The sequence below is a fragment of the Allobosea sp. genome (assembly GCF_030694325.1).
GTDB lineage: Bacteria > Pseudomonadota > Alphaproteobacteria > Rhizobiales > Beijerinckiaceae > Allobosea.
The window spans coordinates 1-18,736 of sequence record NZ_JAUXYO010000266.1 but is presented as its reverse complement, the minus strand read 5'-3'; the positions used below and the strand labels follow the sequence as shown (position 1 = coordinate 18,736).

Annotated in this window: 16 protein-coding genes; 8 read left to right on the top strand and 8 right to left on the bottom strand. The window is 68.0% G+C overall.

Features of this window, described 5'->3' with window-relative positions; genetic code table 11:
- From Q8M82_RS17260 to Q8M82_RS17230, 7 genes are all read left to right on the top strand, one after another.
- Nucleotides 1-677: SDR family oxidoreductase (locus tag Q8M82_RS17260; RefSeq protein ID WP_305692551.1), on the top strand; the 677-nt coding region annotated here is incomplete at its 5' end.
- Between the two features lie 56 nt (nt 678-733).
- Complete coding sequence (iolG, locus tag Q8M82_RS17255) at nt 734-1,756, top strand: inositol 2-dehydrogenase (RefSeq protein ID WP_305692550.1); 1,023 nt, start codon at nt 734-736, stop codon at nt 1,754-1,756.
- Entirely contained in the window at nt 1,753-2,535 is a 783-nt protein-coding gene (locus Q8M82_RS17250) for an inositol monophosphatase family protein (protein WP_305692549.1), read from the top strand. Before iolG ends, Q8M82_RS17250 begins: the two co-directional genes overlap by 4 nt.
- Nucleotides 2,536-2,627: 92 nt before the next feature.
- The gene (locus tag Q8M82_RS17245; protein ID WP_305692548.1) at nt 2,628-3,665 is read left to right on the top strand and encodes an ABC transporter substrate-binding protein; all 1,038 of its coding nucleotides are present in this window, start codon (nt 2,628-2,630) and stop codon (nt 3,663-3,665) included.
- Between the two features lie 37 nt (nt 3,666-3,702).
- Nucleotides 3,703-5,919: an ABC transporter permease gene (locus tag Q8M82_RS17240; protein ID WP_305692547.1), complete on the top strand. Its 2,217-nt coding sequence runs from the start codon at nt 3,703-3,705 to the stop codon at nt 5,917-5,919.
- Complete coding sequence (locus Q8M82_RS17235) at nt 5,916-6,983, top strand: ABC transporter ATP-binding protein (RefSeq protein WP_305692546.1); 1,068 nt, start codon at nt 5,916-5,918, stop codon at nt 6,981-6,983. Before Q8M82_RS17240 ends, Q8M82_RS17235 begins: the two co-directional genes overlap by 4 nt.
- 145 nt (nt 6,984-7,128) lie before the next feature.
- Complete coding sequence (locus tag Q8M82_RS17230; protein WP_305692545.1) at nt 7,129-8,853, top strand: Na/Pi cotransporter family protein; 1,725 nt, start codon at nt 7,129-7,131, stop codon at nt 8,851-8,853.
- Nucleotides 8,854-8,872: 19 nt separating this feature from the next.
- Here Q8M82_RS17230 and Q8M82_RS17225 read toward each other — a convergent pair whose 3' ends face one another.
- The 8 genes from Q8M82_RS17225 to Q8M82_RS17190 all read right to left on the bottom strand — a co-directional run bounded on the left by Q8M82_RS17225 (nt 8,873) and on the right by Q8M82_RS17190 (nt 17,996).
- Nucleotides 8,873-9,316, bottom strand: a complete 444-nt coding sequence (locus Q8M82_RS17225) for an NUDIX hydrolase (RefSeq protein ID WP_305692544.1) — start codon at nt 9,314-9,316, stop codon at nt 8,873-8,875.
- 167 nt (nt 9,317-9,483) lie between these two features.
- Nucleotides 9,484-10,773, bottom strand: coding sequence for an ArgE/DapE family deacylase (locus Q8M82_RS17220; RefSeq protein ID WP_305692543.1), 1,290 nt, complete (start codon nt 10,771-10,773; stop codon nt 9,484-9,486).
- Between the two features lie 178 nt (nt 10,774-10,951).
- Nucleotides 10,952-12,592 (bottom strand): ABC transporter ATP-binding protein, encoded by a 1,641-nt coding sequence (locus Q8M82_RS17215; protein ID WP_305692542.1) that lies wholly within the window; start codon nt 12,590-12,592, stop codon nt 10,952-10,954.
- Nucleotides 12,589-13,425, bottom strand: coding sequence for an ABC transporter permease (locus tag Q8M82_RS17210; RefSeq protein ID WP_305692541.1), 837 nt, complete (start codon nt 13,423-13,425; stop codon nt 12,589-12,591). The genes Q8M82_RS17215 and Q8M82_RS17210 overlap by 4 nt, the downstream gene beginning before the upstream one ends.
- Before the next feature lie 160 nt (nt 13,426-13,585).
- Complete coding sequence (locus tag Q8M82_RS17205) at nt 13,586-14,563, bottom strand: ABC transporter permease (RefSeq protein WP_305692540.1); 978 nt, start codon at nt 14,561-14,563, stop codon at nt 13,586-13,588.
- Between the two features lie 208 nt (nt 14,564-14,771).
- On the bottom strand, nt 14,772-16,355 hold the full coding sequence (locus Q8M82_RS17200) for an ABC transporter substrate-binding protein (RefSeq protein ID WP_305692539.1): 1,584 nt from the start codon (nt 16,353-16,355) through the stop codon (nt 14,772-14,774).
- Nucleotides 16,356-16,656: 301 nt separating this feature from the next.
- On the bottom strand, nt 16,657-17,052 hold the full coding sequence (locus tag Q8M82_RS17195; protein WP_305692538.1) for a c-type cytochrome: 396 nt from the start codon (nt 17,050-17,052) through the stop codon (nt 16,657-16,659).
- A 113-nt stretch (nt 17,053-17,165) separates the two neighbouring features.
- The gene (locus Q8M82_RS17190; protein ID WP_305692537.1) at nt 17,166-17,996 is read right to left on the bottom strand and encodes an alpha/beta fold hydrolase; all 831 of its coding nucleotides are present in this window, start codon (nt 17,994-17,996) and stop codon (nt 17,166-17,168) included.
- A gap of 243 nt (nt 17,997-18,239) precedes the next feature.
- Between Q8M82_RS17190 and Q8M82_RS17185 the strand changes: the two genes are divergently transcribed.
- Nucleotides 18,240-18,736: FecR domain-containing protein (locus tag Q8M82_RS17185; protein WP_305692536.1), on the top strand; the 497-nt coding region annotated here is incomplete at its 3' end.

Genomic DNA, 18,736 nt, shown 5'->3' with positions numbered 1-18,736 from the left:
TGCTGACCGGGCGCAGCCGCGAGCGCGGCGAGACCGTGGCGGCGAGCCTGAGGGCCGGGGGCTGCGACGCCCGCTTCCACACCGCCGATCTGTCCGACCTCGCCGCCGTCCGCGGCATCGTTCCGGCGGCCGAGCGCGCCTTCGGCCGGCTCGACATCCTCGTCAACGCCGCCGGCGACACGGACCGAGGCACCGTTTTCGACACCTCGCCCGAACTTTATGAGCGCCTCATGGCGGTCAATCTGCGCGCGCCCTTCTTCCTGATCCAGGACGCGGCGGAGTTGATGCGGCGGCACGGCATCGCCGGCTCCATCGTCAACATCCAGTCCATGTCCGCGCATGGCGGCCAGCCCTTCCTCGCCGCCTACAGCGTCTCCAAGGGTGCGCTGGCGACCTTGACCCGCAATGCCGCCTACGGGCTTCTGCCGCACCGCATTCGCGTCAATGGCCTCAACATCGGCTGGATGGCGACGCCGGGCGAGGATGCGGTCATGCGCCGCCACCATGGCGCGCAGGATGGCTGGCTCGAGCAGGCCGCCGCGGACCAGCCCTTCGGCCGGCTGCTCGACCCGCGCGAGGTCGCCCGTGCCGTCACCTATCTGGCGTCCGACGAATCCGGGTTGATGACCGGCTCCAACATCGATTTCGATCAGACCATTCTCGGCGCCCATGATTGACACCGATGCCGATGGGATTACGGCCCGCTCAGGGCCATGACAGGACGACAGACGAGATGACGACGGGATTGCCGAAGATGCGGGTGGGGTTGCTGGGGGCGGGCCGGATCGGCCGCATCCACGGGTTGAACGTGGCGGCGCGGGCCGACGCCGAACTGGTTGCGCTCACCGATGCGCTGCCCGCCGCCGCCGCGGCGCTGGCGGCCGAGACGGGGGCGAAGGACACCAGCGCCGAGGCCATCCTCTCGGATGCCGGCATCGACGCCATCCTGATCTGCACGCCCACAGACACCCATGCCGACCTGATCGAGGCCGCGGTCTCGGCCGGCAAGGCGGTGTTCTGCGAGAAGCCGGTGGATCTCGACGCCGCCCGCATCCGCCGCTGCCTCGCGACGGTGGAGCGCTCCGGCCGGCCGCTGATGATCGGCTTCAACCGCCGCTTCGACCCCAACTTCGCGGCGCTGGAACGCCGGCTGCGCGCCGGCGAGGCCGGGGCCGTCGAGATCGTCACGGTGATCTCGCGCGATCCTTCGCCGCCGCCGGTCGACTATGTGAAGCGCTCGGGCGGGCTCTTCCGCGACATGATGATCCATGATTTCGACATGGCCCGCTTCCTCCTCGCCGAGGAGCCGGTCGAGGTCTTCGCACTCGGCTCGGCGCTGGTCGATCCCGCCATCGGCCAGGCCGGCGACGTCGACACGGCCGCCGTTCTCATGAAGACGGCCTCGGGGAAGATCGCCCAGATCTCGAACTCCCGCCGCGCGACTTACGGCTACGACCAGCGCATCGAGGTGCATGGCTCACAGGGCATGCTGCGGGCCGGCAACATTCACGAGACCACCGTCGAGAGCGCCACCGCCCAGGGCTTCCGCGCTGATCCGGTGCAGAACTTCTTTCTGGAGCGCTATGCCGCCGCCTACCGCGCCGAACTCGATGCTTTCCTCGCCGCCTGCCGCGGCGGCGTTGCGCCCACGCCGTCGGGTCTCGACGGGCTGAAGGCGCAGATCCTGGCCGATGCCGCGACGCAGTCGGCGCAAACCGGACGGCCCGTGGCCGTCGATCTGGAGGCGGCGCGATGAACCCGGCCGAACGCAATCTGCGCTACTATGCCGCGCTCGGCCTCGCGGCCGAGGCGAGCCACCTCGCCCAGGGCTATTTCGGCCGCCGCGAAACCCTCGGCACCACCATGAAAGGCGCGCAGGATTGGCTGACGGTCGCCGACGGTGCGGTCGAGGCCTTCCTGCGCGAGCGCCTGTCGCAGCTCTTCCCGGGTGACACGGTGATCGGCGAAGAGGGCGGTGGAGAGGCCTCCGACGCCGTCTGGATTCTCGATCCGATCGACGGCACCGCCAATTTCGCCCATGGCGACCGCAACTGGTGCATCTCGATCGGCTTCCTCGTCGATCGCAGGCCCGAGATCGGCGTCGTCGCCGCGCCCGCGCTGGGCGAGCTCTACGCCGCGCGCCGCGGCGGCGGGGCGACGCTGAACGGCGCACCGATCAAGGTCTCGGGCGGCGCCGACATCGCGCGTGCCTCGATCGAGCTCGGCTGGTCGACCCGCGTTGCGGCGGAACGCTATATCGAGGTCATCGGGCGGACCTATGCCGCGGGCGCTGCGGTGAAGCGCAGCGGCTCGGGCACGCTCGGGCTCTGCCATGTCGCCGATGGCAGCAGCGACGCCTATGCCGAGCTCCACATCAACGCCTGGGACGTCGCGGCCGGCATCGTCATCGCCGGCGAGGCGGGCGCGACCATCAACGACTTCTTCGCCGGCACCGGCATGGCGAAAGGCAATCCGATCCTCTGCTGCACGCCGGGGCTGGCGGAGGAACTGCGCCGGATCACCGGAATCGTTTAGCTGGCGACACGCCCATTGCCTTTTCCGGGCATGTCGTTTCACTGTCGCAATAAAGACAACAAGAACAAAACGTTCTGATCAGGGAGGTTATCATGCAGACGCAGTCCTGGCTCCGGGCCGGCTTTTTCGCCGCGCTCGCCACCGCTTCGTTCGGGGCCGCGCCGGCCCAGGCGCAGGGGTCGCTCGTGCTCTATTGTTCCGTCCAGGAGGAGTGGTGCCGGCCGATGGCCCAGGCCTTCGAGAAGGAGACCGGCATCAAGGTCTCGATGACGCGCAAGAGCTCGGGCGAGACCTATGCCCAGATCAAGGCCGAATCCTCGAACCCGCGCGGCGACATCTGGTGGGGCGGCACCGGCGACCCCCATCTCCAGGCTGCCGAAGAGGGCCTGACCGAGGCCTATGAGAGCCCGCGCAACGCCGATCTGCACGATTGGGCGGTCAAGCAGTGGAAGCAGTCGAAGGGCCGCACCATCGGCGTCTATGCCGGCGCGCTCGGCTTCGGCTTCAACACCAAGCAGGTTGCCTCCCGCAAGATCGACGAGCCGAAATGCTGGGCCGATCTGATCAAGGCCAACCTCAAGGATGAGGTCCAGGTCGCCGATCCCAACTCGTCGGGCACCTCCTACACGATGCTGGCGACGCTCGTGCAGCTGATGGGCGAGGACAAGGCCTTCGACTATCTCAAGGCCCTGCACAGGAACATCAATCAGTACACCAAATCGGGCGCGGCGCCGGCCAAGGCGACGAGCCTCGGCGAGACCACCGTCGGCATCACCTTCATGCACGACATGGTGACGATGGTCGTCGATGGCGGCCCGGTAAAGGTCGTCGCCCCCTGCGAGGGCACGGGCTACGAGATCGGCTCGATGTCGATGATCAAGGGCACCCGCAATCCCGACAGCGCCAAGAAGTTCTACGACTGGGCGCTGACCCCGGCCGCCCAGGCTCTGGCGACGCAGGCCAAGTCCTACCAGGTGCCGTCCAACAAGGGCGTGGTGCCGCCCCCGCAGGCGCCCAAGCTCGAGGAGGTCAAGCTGATCGACTACGACTTCGCCAAATACGGCTCCTCGGCCGAGCGGACCCGCCTGCTCAGCAAGTGGGACCGCGAGGTGAAGGTGCTACCGAAGTAGGCGCGGCTTAGCAGGGCAGACGACGGGGGAAGCCGCGATGCGCGGAACGACGAAGCTCGTGCTCTTGCTGGGCTGGCTCGGCTATGGCCTGCTGCCCTGGTATCTCGTCGAGCGCGCGAGCCTCGTCAGCTTCGGTTGGCTGAACGGCTATCCCTTCGGCCGCGCCGGCACGGCCCTGGCGCTCTCGCTCTCGGGCGAGGCGCCCTGGCTGCTGCCGGCCGGTCTCGCGCTCGTCGCCGCGACGGTGGCGAGCGGCCTGCGCGACGAGAAGATCGTGGCGCGCATCCTGATCCTGGCGGGGATGGCCGGCATCGCGCTGTTCTTCGCGCAGGGCTTCGCCATCGGCATCCGCGGCCAGGGCATTCCCGGCCTCGCGGCCTTGCTCGGAGGGGCCGGCGCGGCCCAGCCGGGGATGGGTGCCGGCGCCTTTCTCTGCATCCTGTCCCTGCTGCTTTTGCTCTGTCACGGCCTGGCCTATCGCGGCTATTGCCGCGGCGACCTGTTCACCACCAGCGCCATCGGCATCATCGTGCTGCTGATCGGGCTGTTCATCTTCTTTCCGGTCGTCACCGTGCTGGAGAGCGCGCTGATCGACCAGGACGGCGCCTTCGCGCTGTCGGCCTTCACCAGCCGCTTCTTCGATTCCTCGATCTGGGGCCTGGGCTGCCTCACCTCCAACACCAATTGCGGCGTGGCCTGGAACACGCTGTTCCTGGCCGTCCTCTGCGGTGTCATCACCACGCTGCTCGGGCTCGCCTGCGCGCTGCTGATCCTGCGCACGGGCATGCCGGGCAAGCGGGTGATGCGGGCGCTGACGGTGCTGCCGATCATCACGCCGCCCTTCGTCATCGGTCTCGCGCTGATCCTGCTGTTCGGTCGTTCGGGCATGGTTTCGAACCTGATGTACGAGTGGTTCGACATCCCCCGCTCGCGCTGGATCTACGGCCTTCCCGGCGTGCTGCTGGCACAGGTGCTGGCCTTCGCGCCGATCGCTTTCCTCGTGCTGATCGGTGTCGTGCAGGGCATCAGCCCGAGCCTCGAGGAAGCCTCGCAGACGCTCGGCGCCAAACCCTGGCAGACCTTCCGGACCGTGACCTGGCCCCTGCTCAGGCCGGGCCTGGCCAATGCCTTCCTGCTCGGCTTCGTCGAGAGCATGGCCGATTTCGGCAACCCGCTCGTTCTGGGCGGCAATTACGAGGTGCTCTCGACCAAGATCTTCTTCGCCGTGGTCGGGGCCTCGCACAACCAGGGGCAGGCGGCGGTGCTGGCGATCGTGCTGCTCGGCTTCACGCTCGGCGCCTTCTGGGTCCAGCAGCGCTGGCTCGGCGACAAATCCTACACGACCGTGACCGGCAAGGGCGATTCCGGCCTGCCGACGCCGCTGCCGCGGCGTGTCTCCTGGCTCGCCGGCCTCGTCATCCTGCCCTGGGTCGCACTGACCTTCGTGATCTACGTCGTCATCCTGATCGGCGGCTTCGTGAAGGCGATGGGCCGCGATTACACGCCGACGCTGGAGCATTACCGCACCGGCTTCTCGATCGACTGGAGCCGCGGCCTGTTCTTCGAGGGGGCGGCTTGGGATTCCTTCTTCACCACGATCAAGATCGCCGCCATCTCGGCCCCGCTGACGGCGGTCATCGGCCTGATCACCGCCTATCTGCTGACCCGCCAGCGCTTCGCGGGGCGCCATGCGCTCGAATTCGCGACGATGCTCTCCTTCGCGATCCCCGGCACCGTGATCGGCGTCGCCTACATCCTGGCCTTCAACGTCCCGCCGATCGAGATCACCGGCACGGGGCTGATCCTCGTGCTCGCCTTCGTCTTCCGCAACATGCCGGTCGGTGTCCGCTCCGGCATCGCCGGCCTGTCGCAGATCGACAAGAGCCTCGACGAGGCCTCGACGACGCTGCGGGCCCGCTCCTTCACCACGCTCTGGCGCATCATGCTGCCGCTGCTCAAGCCGGCGCTCGTCTCGGCCCTGGTCTATTCCTTCGTGCGCGCCATGACGGCGGTCAGCGCCGTGATCTTCCTGGTCTCGGCGGAGTACAACCTCGCCACCGCCTACATCGTTGGGCGCGTCGAGGCGGGAGAGTTCGGGCTCGCGATCGCCTATTCCTCGGTGCTCATCGTCTTCATGGCATTCGGCATCGGCCTGATTCAGTTGGGCGTCGGCGAGCGCAAGCTCGGGCGCCGCAAGGTCGTCGCGCTCAACAGCTCCGTGTCCGACCCCATCAGCCAAGGAGCAGCAAGTTGACCAAGGCCGGCCCGGCATCCGTCGAATTCCGCAATGTCTCGATGCGCTACGGCGCGGTGACGGCGGTCGACGACATCTCCTTCACCATCGAGGCCGGGACGCTGGTCACGCTGCTCGGCCCCTCCGGCTGCGGCAAGACGACGACGCTGCGCATGATCGCCGGGCTGGAGATCGCCAGCGAGGGGCAGATCCTCATCGGCGGGCACGATGTCACGCGGCTCTCTGCCGCCGACCGCGACGTCAGCATGGTGTTCCAGTCCTATGCGCTCTTTCCCCATATGAGCGTGCTGGAGAATGCCGCCTACGGCCCGACCGTGAAGGGCCTCGGCAAGGAGAAGTCCCGCGAGATGGCGCTGGAGAAACTGGCGCTGGTCGGCCTCAGGGGCTTCGAGAGCCGTTACCCGTCGGAGCTGTCGGGCGGCCAGCAGCAGCGGGTCGCGGTGGCGCGCGCGCTCGTGCTCGAGCCGCAGGTGCTGCTCTTCGACGAGCCGCTCTCCAATCTCGACGCCAAGCTGCGCCGCCGCGTTCGCGAGGAGATCCGCGAATTGCAGCAGGACCTGAACCTCACCGTCGCCTATGTCACCCAAGACCAGGAGGAGGCGCTGGCCGTCTCGGACCGGATCATCGTGATGTCGAATGCGCGGATCGCGCAGGAGGGCGCGCCGCGCGCGCTCTACGAGGCTCCGGCCAACGCCTTCGTCGCCGACTTCATCGGCGATGCCAACCTGATCGACGTCACGATCACCTCCGTGGCGGACGGGCGCGCCGCGGTGGCGATCGGCTCCGCGACCGTGTCCCTGCCCGCCCGCGACCTGGGGCCGGGGCCGGCCAAGGTCGCGGTCCGTCCCGAAAGCCTCCTGCTGTCGGAAACGGCGACTCCGGATTCGCTGCCGGGAACGGTGCGCAAATGTGCCTATCTCGGCAATCATCTCGACATCATGGTCGAGACCGAGGTGGGCGAGCTCTTCGTCGTCCAGTACGGCCATCACGCCATGTGGAAGCCGGGAACGCCGGTCAATCTCGCTTTCGCCGGCTCGGGCGTCACCCTCATTCCGCCGAACTGACCGGAACCGCCCTCGAAGCAGGCATTTTTCGGTCCATGGCCGCAAGATCAGCACAATTTGCGCGCATGAGTGATAAGTTGGCTAATGAAAAAGCGGCCATGATGCGGTAGATTCGGCATCCGAAGCGGAGAAAGACCCGGCTGCGATGACCACCAACGACAGCGCGACGATGATCCTGTTCCACCTCGCCGGCGGCGTCGCGCTGCTGATCTGGTCGGTGCGGCTCGTCCGGACCGGTGCGATGCGGGCTTTCGGCGCCTCGCTGAGGCAGGCCCTGCAGAGCTTTACGCGAAACCGCTTTGCCGCCTTCGGCAGCGGTGCCGCGGTCACCATCGTGCTGCAGAGCTCGACCGCGACGACCCTGCTCGTCTCCTCCTTCGCCGCCCGCAAGCTGATCGCGCCGGCGATGGCGCTGGCGGTCCTGCTCGGCGCCAATCTCGGCACCTCGCTGGCCGCCTTCGTCATCTCGATGGATCTCGGCTGGCTCTGGGGGCTGTGCCTGGCCATCGGCGTCGCGCTCTATCTCGGCCACGAGGCGATGGACCGAGCACGCAATATCGGCCGCATCCTGGTCGGGATCGGCCTGATCCTGCTCGCCTTGATCGAGCTGAACGGCGCGGCCGCGCCGCTCGCCCAGTCGCCGACCTTCCGCACCCTGCTGACGGCGCTGGGCAGCGAGCCGCTGCTTGCGGTCGTCGTCGCGGCCGCCGCGACCTGGCTGACGCATTCCAGCATCGCCATCGTGCTGCTGATCGTCACCTTCGCCGCCTCGGGCCTCGTCCCGCCGGCGACCGCGCTGACGCTCGTCGTCGGCGCCAATCTCGGCAATGCGCTGATCCCGGTGCTGGACCAGCTCGGCGCCCCCGTCGCGCAGCGCCGGGCGGCCGTCGCCAATCTGGCGACGCGGCTGCTGCTGGCCCTGATGGTGGTGCCCTTCGTGGCGCCCTTGTCGAACTGGCTGCTGGCGCTGCCCTTTGCCGATGCGCGGCTGGCCATCGAGTTCCATCTCGCCCTGAACCTGGTCGGCGCGCTGATCTTCCTGCCCTTCGTGCATCCCGTCACCGCGCTCGTCGGCCGGCTCATGCCGGACCGCGACACGGCCGAGACGGTGGTGGCGCCGCGCTATCTCGACCCCAACGCGCTCGACAGCCCCACCGAGGCTCTCGCCTGCGCCATGCGCGAAGCGCTGCATCTCGGCGACCGTGTCGAAGGCATGCTGCGCGATACCATGATCCTGCTGGAGAAGGACGAGCTCAGGCTCTCGCGCGCGATCGCGGAGGCCGATGACGGCGTCGACACTATCCATGAATCGATCAAGCTCTATCTCGTGCGGGTCTCGCGCAACGAGCTCAGCGACGAGGAGGGGCGCCGGCTCCTGGAGATCATCACGCTGATCACCAATCTCGAGCATATCGGCGACATCATCGATAAGAACCTGCGCGAGCTCGCCGAAAAGAAGATCCGCAAGCGCTATTCCTTCTCGCCCGAGGGCCTGGCCGAGATCCGCGAGTTCCACCAGCGCGTCGCTTCGGGGCTCGGGCTGGCGCTGAACGTCTTCGCGACCCGCGATCTCGCGCTGGCACGCCAGCTCTTCGCCGAGAAGGCGACGATGCGGGAGGCCGAGCGTCGCGCCACCGAGAGCCATTTCGAGCGGCTGCGCGACGGGCGCCCGGAATCGATCGAGACCAGCGCCATCCATCTCGACATCATCCGCGATCTCAAGCGCATTCACGGCCATGTCGCCTCGATCGGTTATCCGATCCTGGAGAGCGCCAATGTCCTGCGCGAGAGCCGGTTGATGGAGAGCAAGGAGGCCCGCGCAAGGCACGAGCGCGAGACGCTGCTGCCGGCGCCCCAGACCGGCCCCTGATTCGGACCGACTTCCGCGGTCAGGCCGCGGCGGCGAGGCTGACGTTGCGGATCGCAGAGGCGAGTTCGGGCTCGTCGACGAGGTCGGCGGCATCCTCGGGGCGGAACCACTGGCTCTGGCGCTGGCCCTGTTCCGCCCAGGTCGGCAGCTGCCGCTCGACGTCGAGCAGGAACAGCGTCACCTCACACAGCACGAAATGGTCGGACATGCGCTTCCAGTACGTGTAGCGCCCCGCCGGCTCCTTGACGATGTGGCCGACGACGCCGGCCTCCTCATAGGCCTCGCGGGCCGCCGCTTCGGAATCGGTCAGTCCCTTGATCGGCCAGCCTTTCGGGACGATCCAGCGGCGCGTGGTGCGCGACGTGACGAGCAGAACCTCGAGACCCCCGGCCGGCAGGCGCCGGATCGGCATGGCCGCGATCTGCGACCGGATCGTGCCGGGAGGACCCTTCTTCTTCTTCATCGGTCGCTGCTGCCCTCGCCCGCGGCGGCCGCTGATTCGGTCGGCCCCCGCGATGGTTCAAATATTGCGCCAACGCGCCCATATGGAAAGTGTATTCCATATGCCGCTCTGACGCATCTGGGGGCTGAGCCGGATGAAACAAGAGGCGGCTGCGTCGCAGCTGTCGCTCAGGCGGTGAGGCTTTCGACCCCGCACCATTCGGCGACGAACAGCGACATGGCGCCGGTGATGCGCTTCACCGAGGCGAGGCTGACGCGCTCGTCGAAGGCATGGATGTTCTCGCCCATCGGGCCGTAGCAGAGCGCCGGAATCTGGTCGTAGAGCGCATGCACGCGGGCATCGAGATAGGCCGGCGTCATGAAGGATTGCAGCGGCTTGCCCAAAGCCGCTTGGTGCGCGCGGCCGAGCACGGCCTCCGCCTCGCTGCCGGGCTCCAGCACATAACCCTCGGCCCAGAAGCCGTTGAAGGTCACTTTCGGCGGGTTGTTGGCGAGGAAGCTGTCGGCCCGCGAGGCGGCGCGGATGCAATCCTCGATTCGCTGCGCGATCTCCTGCGCGGTGACGCCGGGATAGAGCCCGACGCGGCAGTCGACGCGGCACCAGCACGGCACCGAGGACGCCCAGTCGCCGCCCTCGATCTTGCCGATGTTGAGGTTGATCGGATGGGCCTGGTCCTCGAAATGCTCGCGCCCGGCCTTCTCGGCGTTGAACTCCTCCTCGAGCTTGCGCAGAGCCGCGATCACCCGGTAGGCGGCGTCGATCGCATTGGCCCCGGCGCCCATCTCGCGGACATGCACGGGCACGCCGCGCACTTCGAACTGGAACCAGATCACGCCGGCATTGGCGCGCGCCAGCATCTCGTATTCCGGCTCGGGGATCAGCGCGGCTTGCGCGCGGTAGCCGCGCAGATGCGTCATCAGCGCGCCGTTTCCGGTCGATTCCTCCTCGACCACCGATTCCAGATAAAGCGTCGCCGCCGGCTGCAGGCCGATGCGCCGCAGCGCATCGAGGCAGGCGAAATTGGCGCCATGACCGGCCTTCATGTCGGCGCCGCCGCGGCCATAGAGCCAGTCGCCCTCGATCACCGGATCGAAGGGCGCATGCGTCCACTGATCGACCGGGCCGGTCGGCACCACGTCGACATGCGCCTGCAGGATCAGCGACCGGCCCTTTTCCTCGCGCGGATGGTGGATGCCGACGAGGATCGGCGCGTCGGAGTGATGCTCGGAGAACGGCCCGCCGCCGGGATGGGCCTTGATCGCCGCCTCGTCCATCTTGAAACGGTCGACCGTGAAGCCGCGCTCTCGCAGCGCCCGGTAGACGAAGTCCTGGCAGGCATGTTCCTCGCCGCGCAGCGAGGGAAAGCGGATCAACTCCTGCGTAAAGGCGATCTGCTCGGCGAAGCCGGCCTCGACGGAAGCCAGGATCTTGTCGCGAAGGGCGGGGTCGAGAGGCATGGTGAATCTCCAAACAGCAGGCAGCGACGTCACATCATCGATTTCGCGCGGTCATCCCGGACAAGCGGCGAAAGCCGCGCCGATCCTGGATCCATTCCGAAACGCTTCAGGCATGGATCCCGGATCTCCGCTTCGCTGCGTCCGGGATGACGGCGCAGGTGATCAAACCAAAACTGGATCAATGCCCGAACCTTGCGCCGCCGGGCACCGCCGCCCGCAGCGCCCGCGTGTAGTCGTGGCTCGGAGCCGCGAACATCGCCGCCGTTGGCCCCGCCTCGACGATCCGGCCGCGCTGCATCACTGCGATCCGGTCGCAGATCTGGGCGGCGACCCGCAGATCATGCGTCACGAACAGGATGGCGAGCCCTAGCCGCTGCTGGATGTCCTTGATCAGCGTCAGGATCTGCGCCTGGACGGAGACGTCGAGCGCCGAAACCGCCTCGTCCGCGACCAGCACATCGGGCTCCAGCGCCAGTGCGCGGGCGATGCCGATGCGCTGGCGCTGCCCGCCCGAGAACTCGTGCGGATAACGGTCGATCGCATTGGCCGAGAGGCCGACGAGTTCGAGCAGTTCGGCCGCCTTGGCCAGCGCATCCCTGCGCGCCATGCCATGCGCCACCGGCCCGTCCGAGATGATCCGCCCCACCGTCTGGCGTGGATTGAGCGAGGCGAACGGGTCCTGGAACACCATCTGGATGCGCTTGCGCTGAGCGCGCAGCGCCGCGGGCTTCAGATCGCTCAGGACGAGATCCCCCGCCGCCGCGCTGCTCAGGCGGATCTGCCCCGCATCGGGCTCGATCAGCCGCAGGCAGCAGCGCCCGACGGTCGATTTGCCCGAACCGGATTCCCCGACCAGCCCCAGCGTCTCGCCGCGCTGGAGCGAGAAGTTGATGTCCTCGGCGGCCCGGACCTCGCGCGCGCTGCCGAAGAAGCTGCGCTTGCGATAGACCTTGCCCAGCCCCTCCACCGTCAGGACCGGCGCCGAAGGCGGCAGCGGCGCGCGCGCCGGCGGCGTCAGCGAGGGCACGGCGGCCAACAGCTTCTGCGTATAGGGATGGTTCGGCGCGCCGAGCACCTGATCGACCGTGCCCTCCTCGACAAGGATGCCCTTTTCCAGCACGGCGATCCGGTCGGCGATCTCGGCGACGACGCCCATATCATGGGTGATGAACAGCACGGCCGTGCCGTGCTTGTGGCGCAGATTGTCGATCAGCTTGAGGATCTGCGCCTGTGTCGTCACGTCGAGCGCCGTCGTCGGCTCGTCGGCGATCAAGAGCTTGGGTTCGAGCGCGAGCGCCATCGCGATCATCACGCGCTGGCGCTGGCCGCCGGAGAGCTCGTGCGGATAGGCGCGCGCCAGCCGCGGCGGGTCGGGCAGGCCGACCTCGGCGAGCAGTTCGACGGCGCGGCGCTGTCGCTCCGAGCGGCTGTGCAGCCCATGCGCCTCGAAGGTCTCGACGATCTGATCGACGACGCGCATCACCGGATTCAGCGAGGTCATCGGCTCCTGGAAGATCATGCCGACCTCGCGGCCGCGCAGATCCTGCATCGCCGCCTCGTCGAGCTGCAGCAGGTCGCGCCCGGCAAGCCGAATGGCGCCGCCGGCCGGTTTCACGGCCTTGGGCAAGAGCCCCATCACCGCATGGGCGATCATCGACTTTCCCGAGCCGGATTCGCCGACGACGCAGAGCGTCTCGCCGGCGCCGATCGAGAGCGAGACCTGTTCGACCGCATGCGCCCGGTCGGCCAGCGCCGGCAAGGCCAGCGTCAAATTCTCGATGGAGAGGACGGGGGCCGGCGCGGCCATGACCTCGCTCATTCGCGCCCCCTGGCGAGGCGCGGGTTCAGCGCGTCGTTCAGGCCTTCCCCCGCGAGATTGAGCGCGAGAACCGTCAGGAAGATCGCAAAGCCCGGGAAGAACGAAATCCACCAGGCGTCGAGCAGGCGCGTGCGCCCGGCCCCGACCATATAGCCCCAGCTCATCAGGTTCGGATCGCCGAGCCCGAGGAAGGAGAGCGCAGATTCGAGCAGGATCGCCGAGCCGATCATCAGCGAGCCCATCACGATGATCGGCGCGATCGTGTTGGGCAGCACCTGGCTGAAGATGATGCGCGGCGTCGACTGGCCGATCGTCACCGCCGCCTGGACATATTCACGCGTCTTCAGCGAGAGCACCTCGCCGCGCACCAGCCGCGCCACCGGTGGCCAGGAAACGACGCCGATCGCCAGCACGATCGAGCCGAGTTGCGGCTGCAGGATCGCCACCAGCACGATCGCCAGCGCGAAGGAGGGGATCGTCTGGAAGAACTCGGTGAAGCGCATCAGCGCGTCGTCGACGAAGCCGCCGGCATAGCCGGCCGCTGCGCCCAGCGGCACGCCGATCAGCAGCGCCACCAGCGTCGAGACCACGCCGATCATCAGCGAGACCCGCGCGCCATGGACGAGGCCGGCGGCGAGGTTACGGCCGAGCGTGTCGGTGCCGAGCGGGAAGCGCTCCATCACGAAGGGCGCGAGGAAGGGCCGGCCCACCGGGCGCCAGGGTGATTGCGGATAGAGCGTCGGCGCCAGCAGCGCGAAGGCGACGACCGCGAGCAGGATGACGAGGCCGAACACGGCGCCGCGGTTGCGGCAGAAGCGTTTCAGGAAGTTCATGGGTCAATGCTCCCACAGCCCTCATCCTGAGGAGCCGCGAAGCGGCGTCTCGAAGGATGGTCCAGATGTCTGCGGAGCCCCGAGGAGCATCCTTCGAGACGCCATTCCCCCGGGAATGGCTCCCCAGGATGAGGGCTCTGTGAAGGCCTGACAGACCGGCTCACGACGCAGCCTCGATGCGCGGATCGGCGATCCGGTAGATCAGATCGGTCAGGATGTTGAAACCGACGACCATGGCCGATGACATGAAGAAGACGCCGAGCAGCACGGAATAGTCGCGCTGCACCAGCGCGTCGAACATCAGCCGCCCGATGCCGGGCCAGGCGAAGACCGTCTCGGTGAGAACCGCGCCGCCGACGAGCTGCCCCGCCTGCAGCCCGGCCAGCGTCACCACCGGCAGGATCGCGTTGCGGGCCACGTGCCGTCGCGAGACGATGCCGGGAGACAGCCCCTTGGCGCGCGCGGTCTTGACGAAATCGGCGCCCGCCACCTCCAGCATCGAGGCGCGCATCATTCGTGCATAGAGCGCGGTGAAGAACAGCCCCAGCGTCAGCGCCGGCAGGATCAGGTGGTGGCCGATGTCGAGCGCCCGCGCCAGGCCGGTGTAGTTCGCGCCGATGGTCTCGTAGCCGACATTCGGGACGAGCCCGAGCTTCAGCGCGAAGACGATCTGGCTCATCAGCGCGATCCAGAACAGCGGCGTCGCGTAGAAGACGAGCGAGAGCGTCGTGATCAGGCTGTCCGACCAGCGCCCGGCCCGGCGCGCCGCCAGAGCCCCCATCATCACGCCGAGCGCGAGCGAGATCAGGAAGGCCGCGCCCGTGAGCAGCAGAGTGGCGGGCAGCCGGTCGAGCACCAGCGTCAGCACCGGCTGCTGCTGCCGGTAGCTGAAGCCGAGATCGAAGGTCAGGTAGCCCTTCAGATAGATCCAGAGCTGGGTCAGCAGCGGCTCGTTCAGCCCGAAGCGCTCGCGCAGCTGTTCCAGCAGCTGCGCATCGGCCGCGCCCGCCTCGCCGGCCAGCACCTGCGCGGGATCACCCGGCGCGGCGCGGATCAGGAAGAAGTTGAGCACGGCGATCGCCAGCAGCGTGAGGACGCCCTTGGCCAGCCGGGTGGAGAGGAAGGCGAGAAGGTTCATGGGTGGCGATCTCGGCGCTCGACCAAACCCGAGCCGTCATCCCGGACGCAGCGAAGCGGAGCTCCGGGATCCATCATAGGGAACTGCGCTCTACGATGGATCCCGGACCGGCGCCGCTTCGCGGCTTGTCCGGGATGACGGTTGAGGCTGATCGATCGCTCCCGTTCAATCGTTCATGGGGTGTGAGGCACGATTTTCGAGGAGCACATCACTCCTTCCACGCATCCTTGAAGCCGTCATTCACGCCGATGGCGGTGGTGACGAGGTTCTTGACGTTGCAGCGATAGATCGTCGGGAAGTCCATTTCGAGCTGCCACAGCACCGGCACCTCCTCGACGAGCAGCTTCTGCACCTTCGTGTACGCCTCCTGCCGAGCGGCGTCCGTGGGCGCGATCGCGGCTTCGGCGAAGAGCTTGTCCACTTCCGGGTTCACATAAGCGCCTTGGTTGCCGAAGGGGTTGCCCTTGACGATGTTGGTCGAGATGTAGTTGCGCGCCACGCCGGTCGCCGGGTCGCCGAGCTGGTAGAGGAAGTTGAAGGTCAGGTCGAAATCGCCGTTGCTGGCCTTCTGCGTCCAGCCCGGAACGTCGGTGGTCTCGATCGAGACGTTGATGCCGACATCGGTCAGGTTCTGCTTGATCGCCTCGGCCCAGCGGCTCCAGACCTCGCCATAGGGCAGCGCCAGCAGCTTCAGCGGCTCGCCCTTGTAGCCGGAGGCCTTGAGCAGTTCCTTGGCCTTGGCCGGATCGAAGGTGTATTTCGGCACGTCCGGCGAGTAGAACTTCGTCTTGGAGGAGATCGGCCCGGTCGGCAGCTTGCCGAGACCGCCCCAGACGACCTCGCGGCCGAATTCGCGGTCGATGGCGAACATCATCGCCTGGCGGAACTGCTTGTTGGCGAGCGGGCCGCCCCGCGCGATGTTGGGGGTCACCCAGGCATGGGGGGCGAACATCTCCCAGCCCTTGGTGGTGACGCAGGTGTTGGGCAGCTTCGAGAGGCGGGCGACGTCGTAGACGTCGACCGAGCCGCCGGTCAGCACGTCGACCTTGCCGGTCTCATAGGCGACGGCGCGCGCCGCCGCGTCGGGGATGATCTGCCAGTAGATCTCGGCGAGGTTGGGCTTGCCCTTCTGCCAATAGTCCTCGTTCTTGACGAGGTGGATGTAGGAACCCTTCTTCCACTCCTTGAGCTTGAAGGGGCCGGTGCCGATCGGCGTGTTGTTGGCCGGGTTGGCGCGGTAATCGGTGCCGTCATAGATGTGCTTGGGGATCATCGGCGCGCCGGCGGCCTCCTGCGACAGCAGGAGCGGGCCGAAGGGCTGCTTCAGCGTGATCTTGACCGTCAGATCGTCGACCTTCTCGATCTTGTCGACCTGGTTGTTGGCGATCGGGCGCCAGCGCGGATGGACCTCGCGCAGGAACTTGTCGAGCGAGAAGACGACGTCGTCGGCGCTGAACGGCTTGCCGTCATGCCACTTCACACCTTCCTGAAGCTTGAAGGTGTAGACCTTGGAATCCGCCGAGATCTCCCAGCTCTTGGCCAGAGACGGCTGCGGCTGCAGCTTCTCGTCATAGCGCAGCAGCGACTCGTAGATGTTGCCGGCGACCATGTTGGTCGGCCCGTTCTGGTTCAGCCCCTGCATCAGCATCGGCGGTTCGGGCTGGACGACGACATGCACCGTTCCGCCCTGTTTCGGCGTCTGGGCGAGCGCCGGCAGGCCTGCGACGAGGCCAAGCAGGCCGAGTGCCGTGGCGGCCGCCAGCCGCCCCCGAAGGACTGATGAAGTCGTCATGGGTCTCTCCCTGTACCGTCACGGCGTCACGAGTGGCGGAGCCCCCTCAGACTCCGTCCGGTGCCGACTAGATCACAGCATGCAGCCGCCGCACAAACCCCCGGCACCTGCGAGTGCTGTGGAGGCCGTTCGGTTGTCGGGCTGGGAGAAAGCCGATCCCGCCGCTTTCGCACGATGTTGCGTGCGACGGCCCGGAACGGGCACAATCGGGGAAAGGCGGCCGTGACCGCTGCGCCCGGCACATGGCCACCGAGCGCCGGATGCGGGGAGGCGGCCGGGGTCGCCGGCCGCGAAGCGCGTCTCAGAGCTTCTTGCCGTCGTTGCCAAACTGCTTGAGAAAAGCGGTCAGGTCGGCGATTTCCTTGTCGTTCTTGATGCCGGCGAAGACCATTTTCGTGCCCGGGATCTTGGCGCGCGGGTCCTTGATGTACTCGGCGAAGACCGCCTCGTCCCAGACGATGGCGGAATTCTTGTTGGCGGTCGAGTAGCTGTAGCCCTCGACGGTGCCGGCGGTACGCCCGAACAGGCCGTTGAGCTGCGGGCCGACGATGTTCTTGGCGGTCTCGCCGATCTGGTGGCAGGCACGGCACTTGTTCCAGGAGCGCTCGCCCGCGGCGACGTCCTGCGCCGCCGCGGGCGCGGCGAGGGCAGGCGCGAAGAGAACGGAGAGGACGGCGAGGCGTGCGAGAGCGAGCATGCGGAAATCCTTGGCTACGGCGCGGAGCGGCGAGCGGCCGACCCTGGAATTGGCATAATCCAAAGACGCCGCTCGGCTAAGGGGCCAATTCGACGCGGTACAGTCGGTTCCGGTCAGCCGAGGCGGCCGATCCAGTCCGCCACCGTCGCCGTGAAGGCGTCGGGTCGCGAGACGGGGAAGAGATGCCCGCCCGTGTCGAGCATGGTCTTGGCGCAGCCGGGCAGCGCCGCCGCGAGATCCTCCTGCAGGAAGGCCGGCACGACCATGTCGTCGCGGGCGCCGAGCACGAGCACCGGCAGGTCGAGTGCGGCGGCCTGCGCCGAACCGTCGAAGGCGAGCAACGCGTCGATGCGCTCGGTCATCACCGCCTGTTGCTGTGCGGTCAGCGGCGCGGCGGCCAGCGCGGCCTCGTAGATGGGCCAGTTCGCCTCGATCCAGGCGGGCGGATAGGCGCAGAGCACGGAAGCCGCGGCATAGGCCTCGGGGTGGCTGCCCAGGATCGCGCGGCGTGCGCCGAAATAGGCGCCCATGTAGCGGCTCGGCTTCAGCCAGCTCCCGCTCAGGATCAGCCCCTCGACGCGTCCCGGCGCGAGTTGCGCCAGCGACAGGGCGATGCAGCCCCCGGTCGAGTGGCCGAGCACCACCGCCCGGTCGATCCCGGCCTCGTCGAGCACGCTCAGGCAGTCCCTCGCCAGCGTCTCGATGCTGCATAGCGCGCTGCCGCGCGTGCTGGCGGCGAGGCCGCGCTGGTCGAAGCGCAGCACGCGGAATGACCGCGCCAGCGTCTCCGAGATGCTGGCCCAGAAACCGGCGGTTCCACCGAGCCCGGTGACCAGCAGCAGCGGCCGGCCCCGGCCCTCGGCGTAGACGCGCAGCACCGCACCATCGGCCGTTCGCGCGTCGAACTGGGCCGGGGCGGGCAGGTCGCTCGGCTTTGGGTTCATGGGCAACCTCCTTCTGAGCCGGTGCACTGCTGCCCGGCCTTGCTCCAAGGATGGCGCAGGCGGCAGGACGCCGCCATGGTCGCGGCGGCAGGGGCGAGACGCAGTCGGCGCAGGGCAGTGCCGCGTGAACCCGGAATGGCTCCCGGGCGACCGATGATGGATCGGCCCCTCCCGCGTTCCGTCGCTTGACCGGGGAGCGTCGGTCATGGGCAACTGCGTCGCGAGCGAGAGAAGGCGAATGTGATGGCTGCGATCGAGGACGGAGACATCGGTTCGGATGACCGCGCGCGGAACCGGCGCACCTTCGTGCGGGCGGCCATGCTGCTCGGCCTGGGCGGCCTGCCGCTTGCGGCCCTGGCCCAGACGAGAGGGGATCGCGCCCAGGCTGCCGGTCTGGTGACGGATCTGCGCGGGGACGCCATGGCCGAACTCCGGGAGACGAGGCGCAAGCTCGCGACCGACGGCCCCGTCTTCGTCGGCGATCGCGTCGAGACGGGCGAGGACGCCCGCGCCGGCTTCCGGCTCGGGCGCGCCACCGAACTGCGCCTCGGCGAGAAGGCGCGGATCACCATCGACCGCTTCATCGTCGATGCCGGCGGCACCATTACGCTCGGGGCCGGCGCGTTGCTGGTCGACAAGGCTCCCGGCAGCGAGGCCGGGCGCATCCGGATCCGGTCGTCCTACGGCCTGATCGCCGTTCGCGGCACGCGCTTCTTCGCCGGGCCGAGCAATGGCGTCTT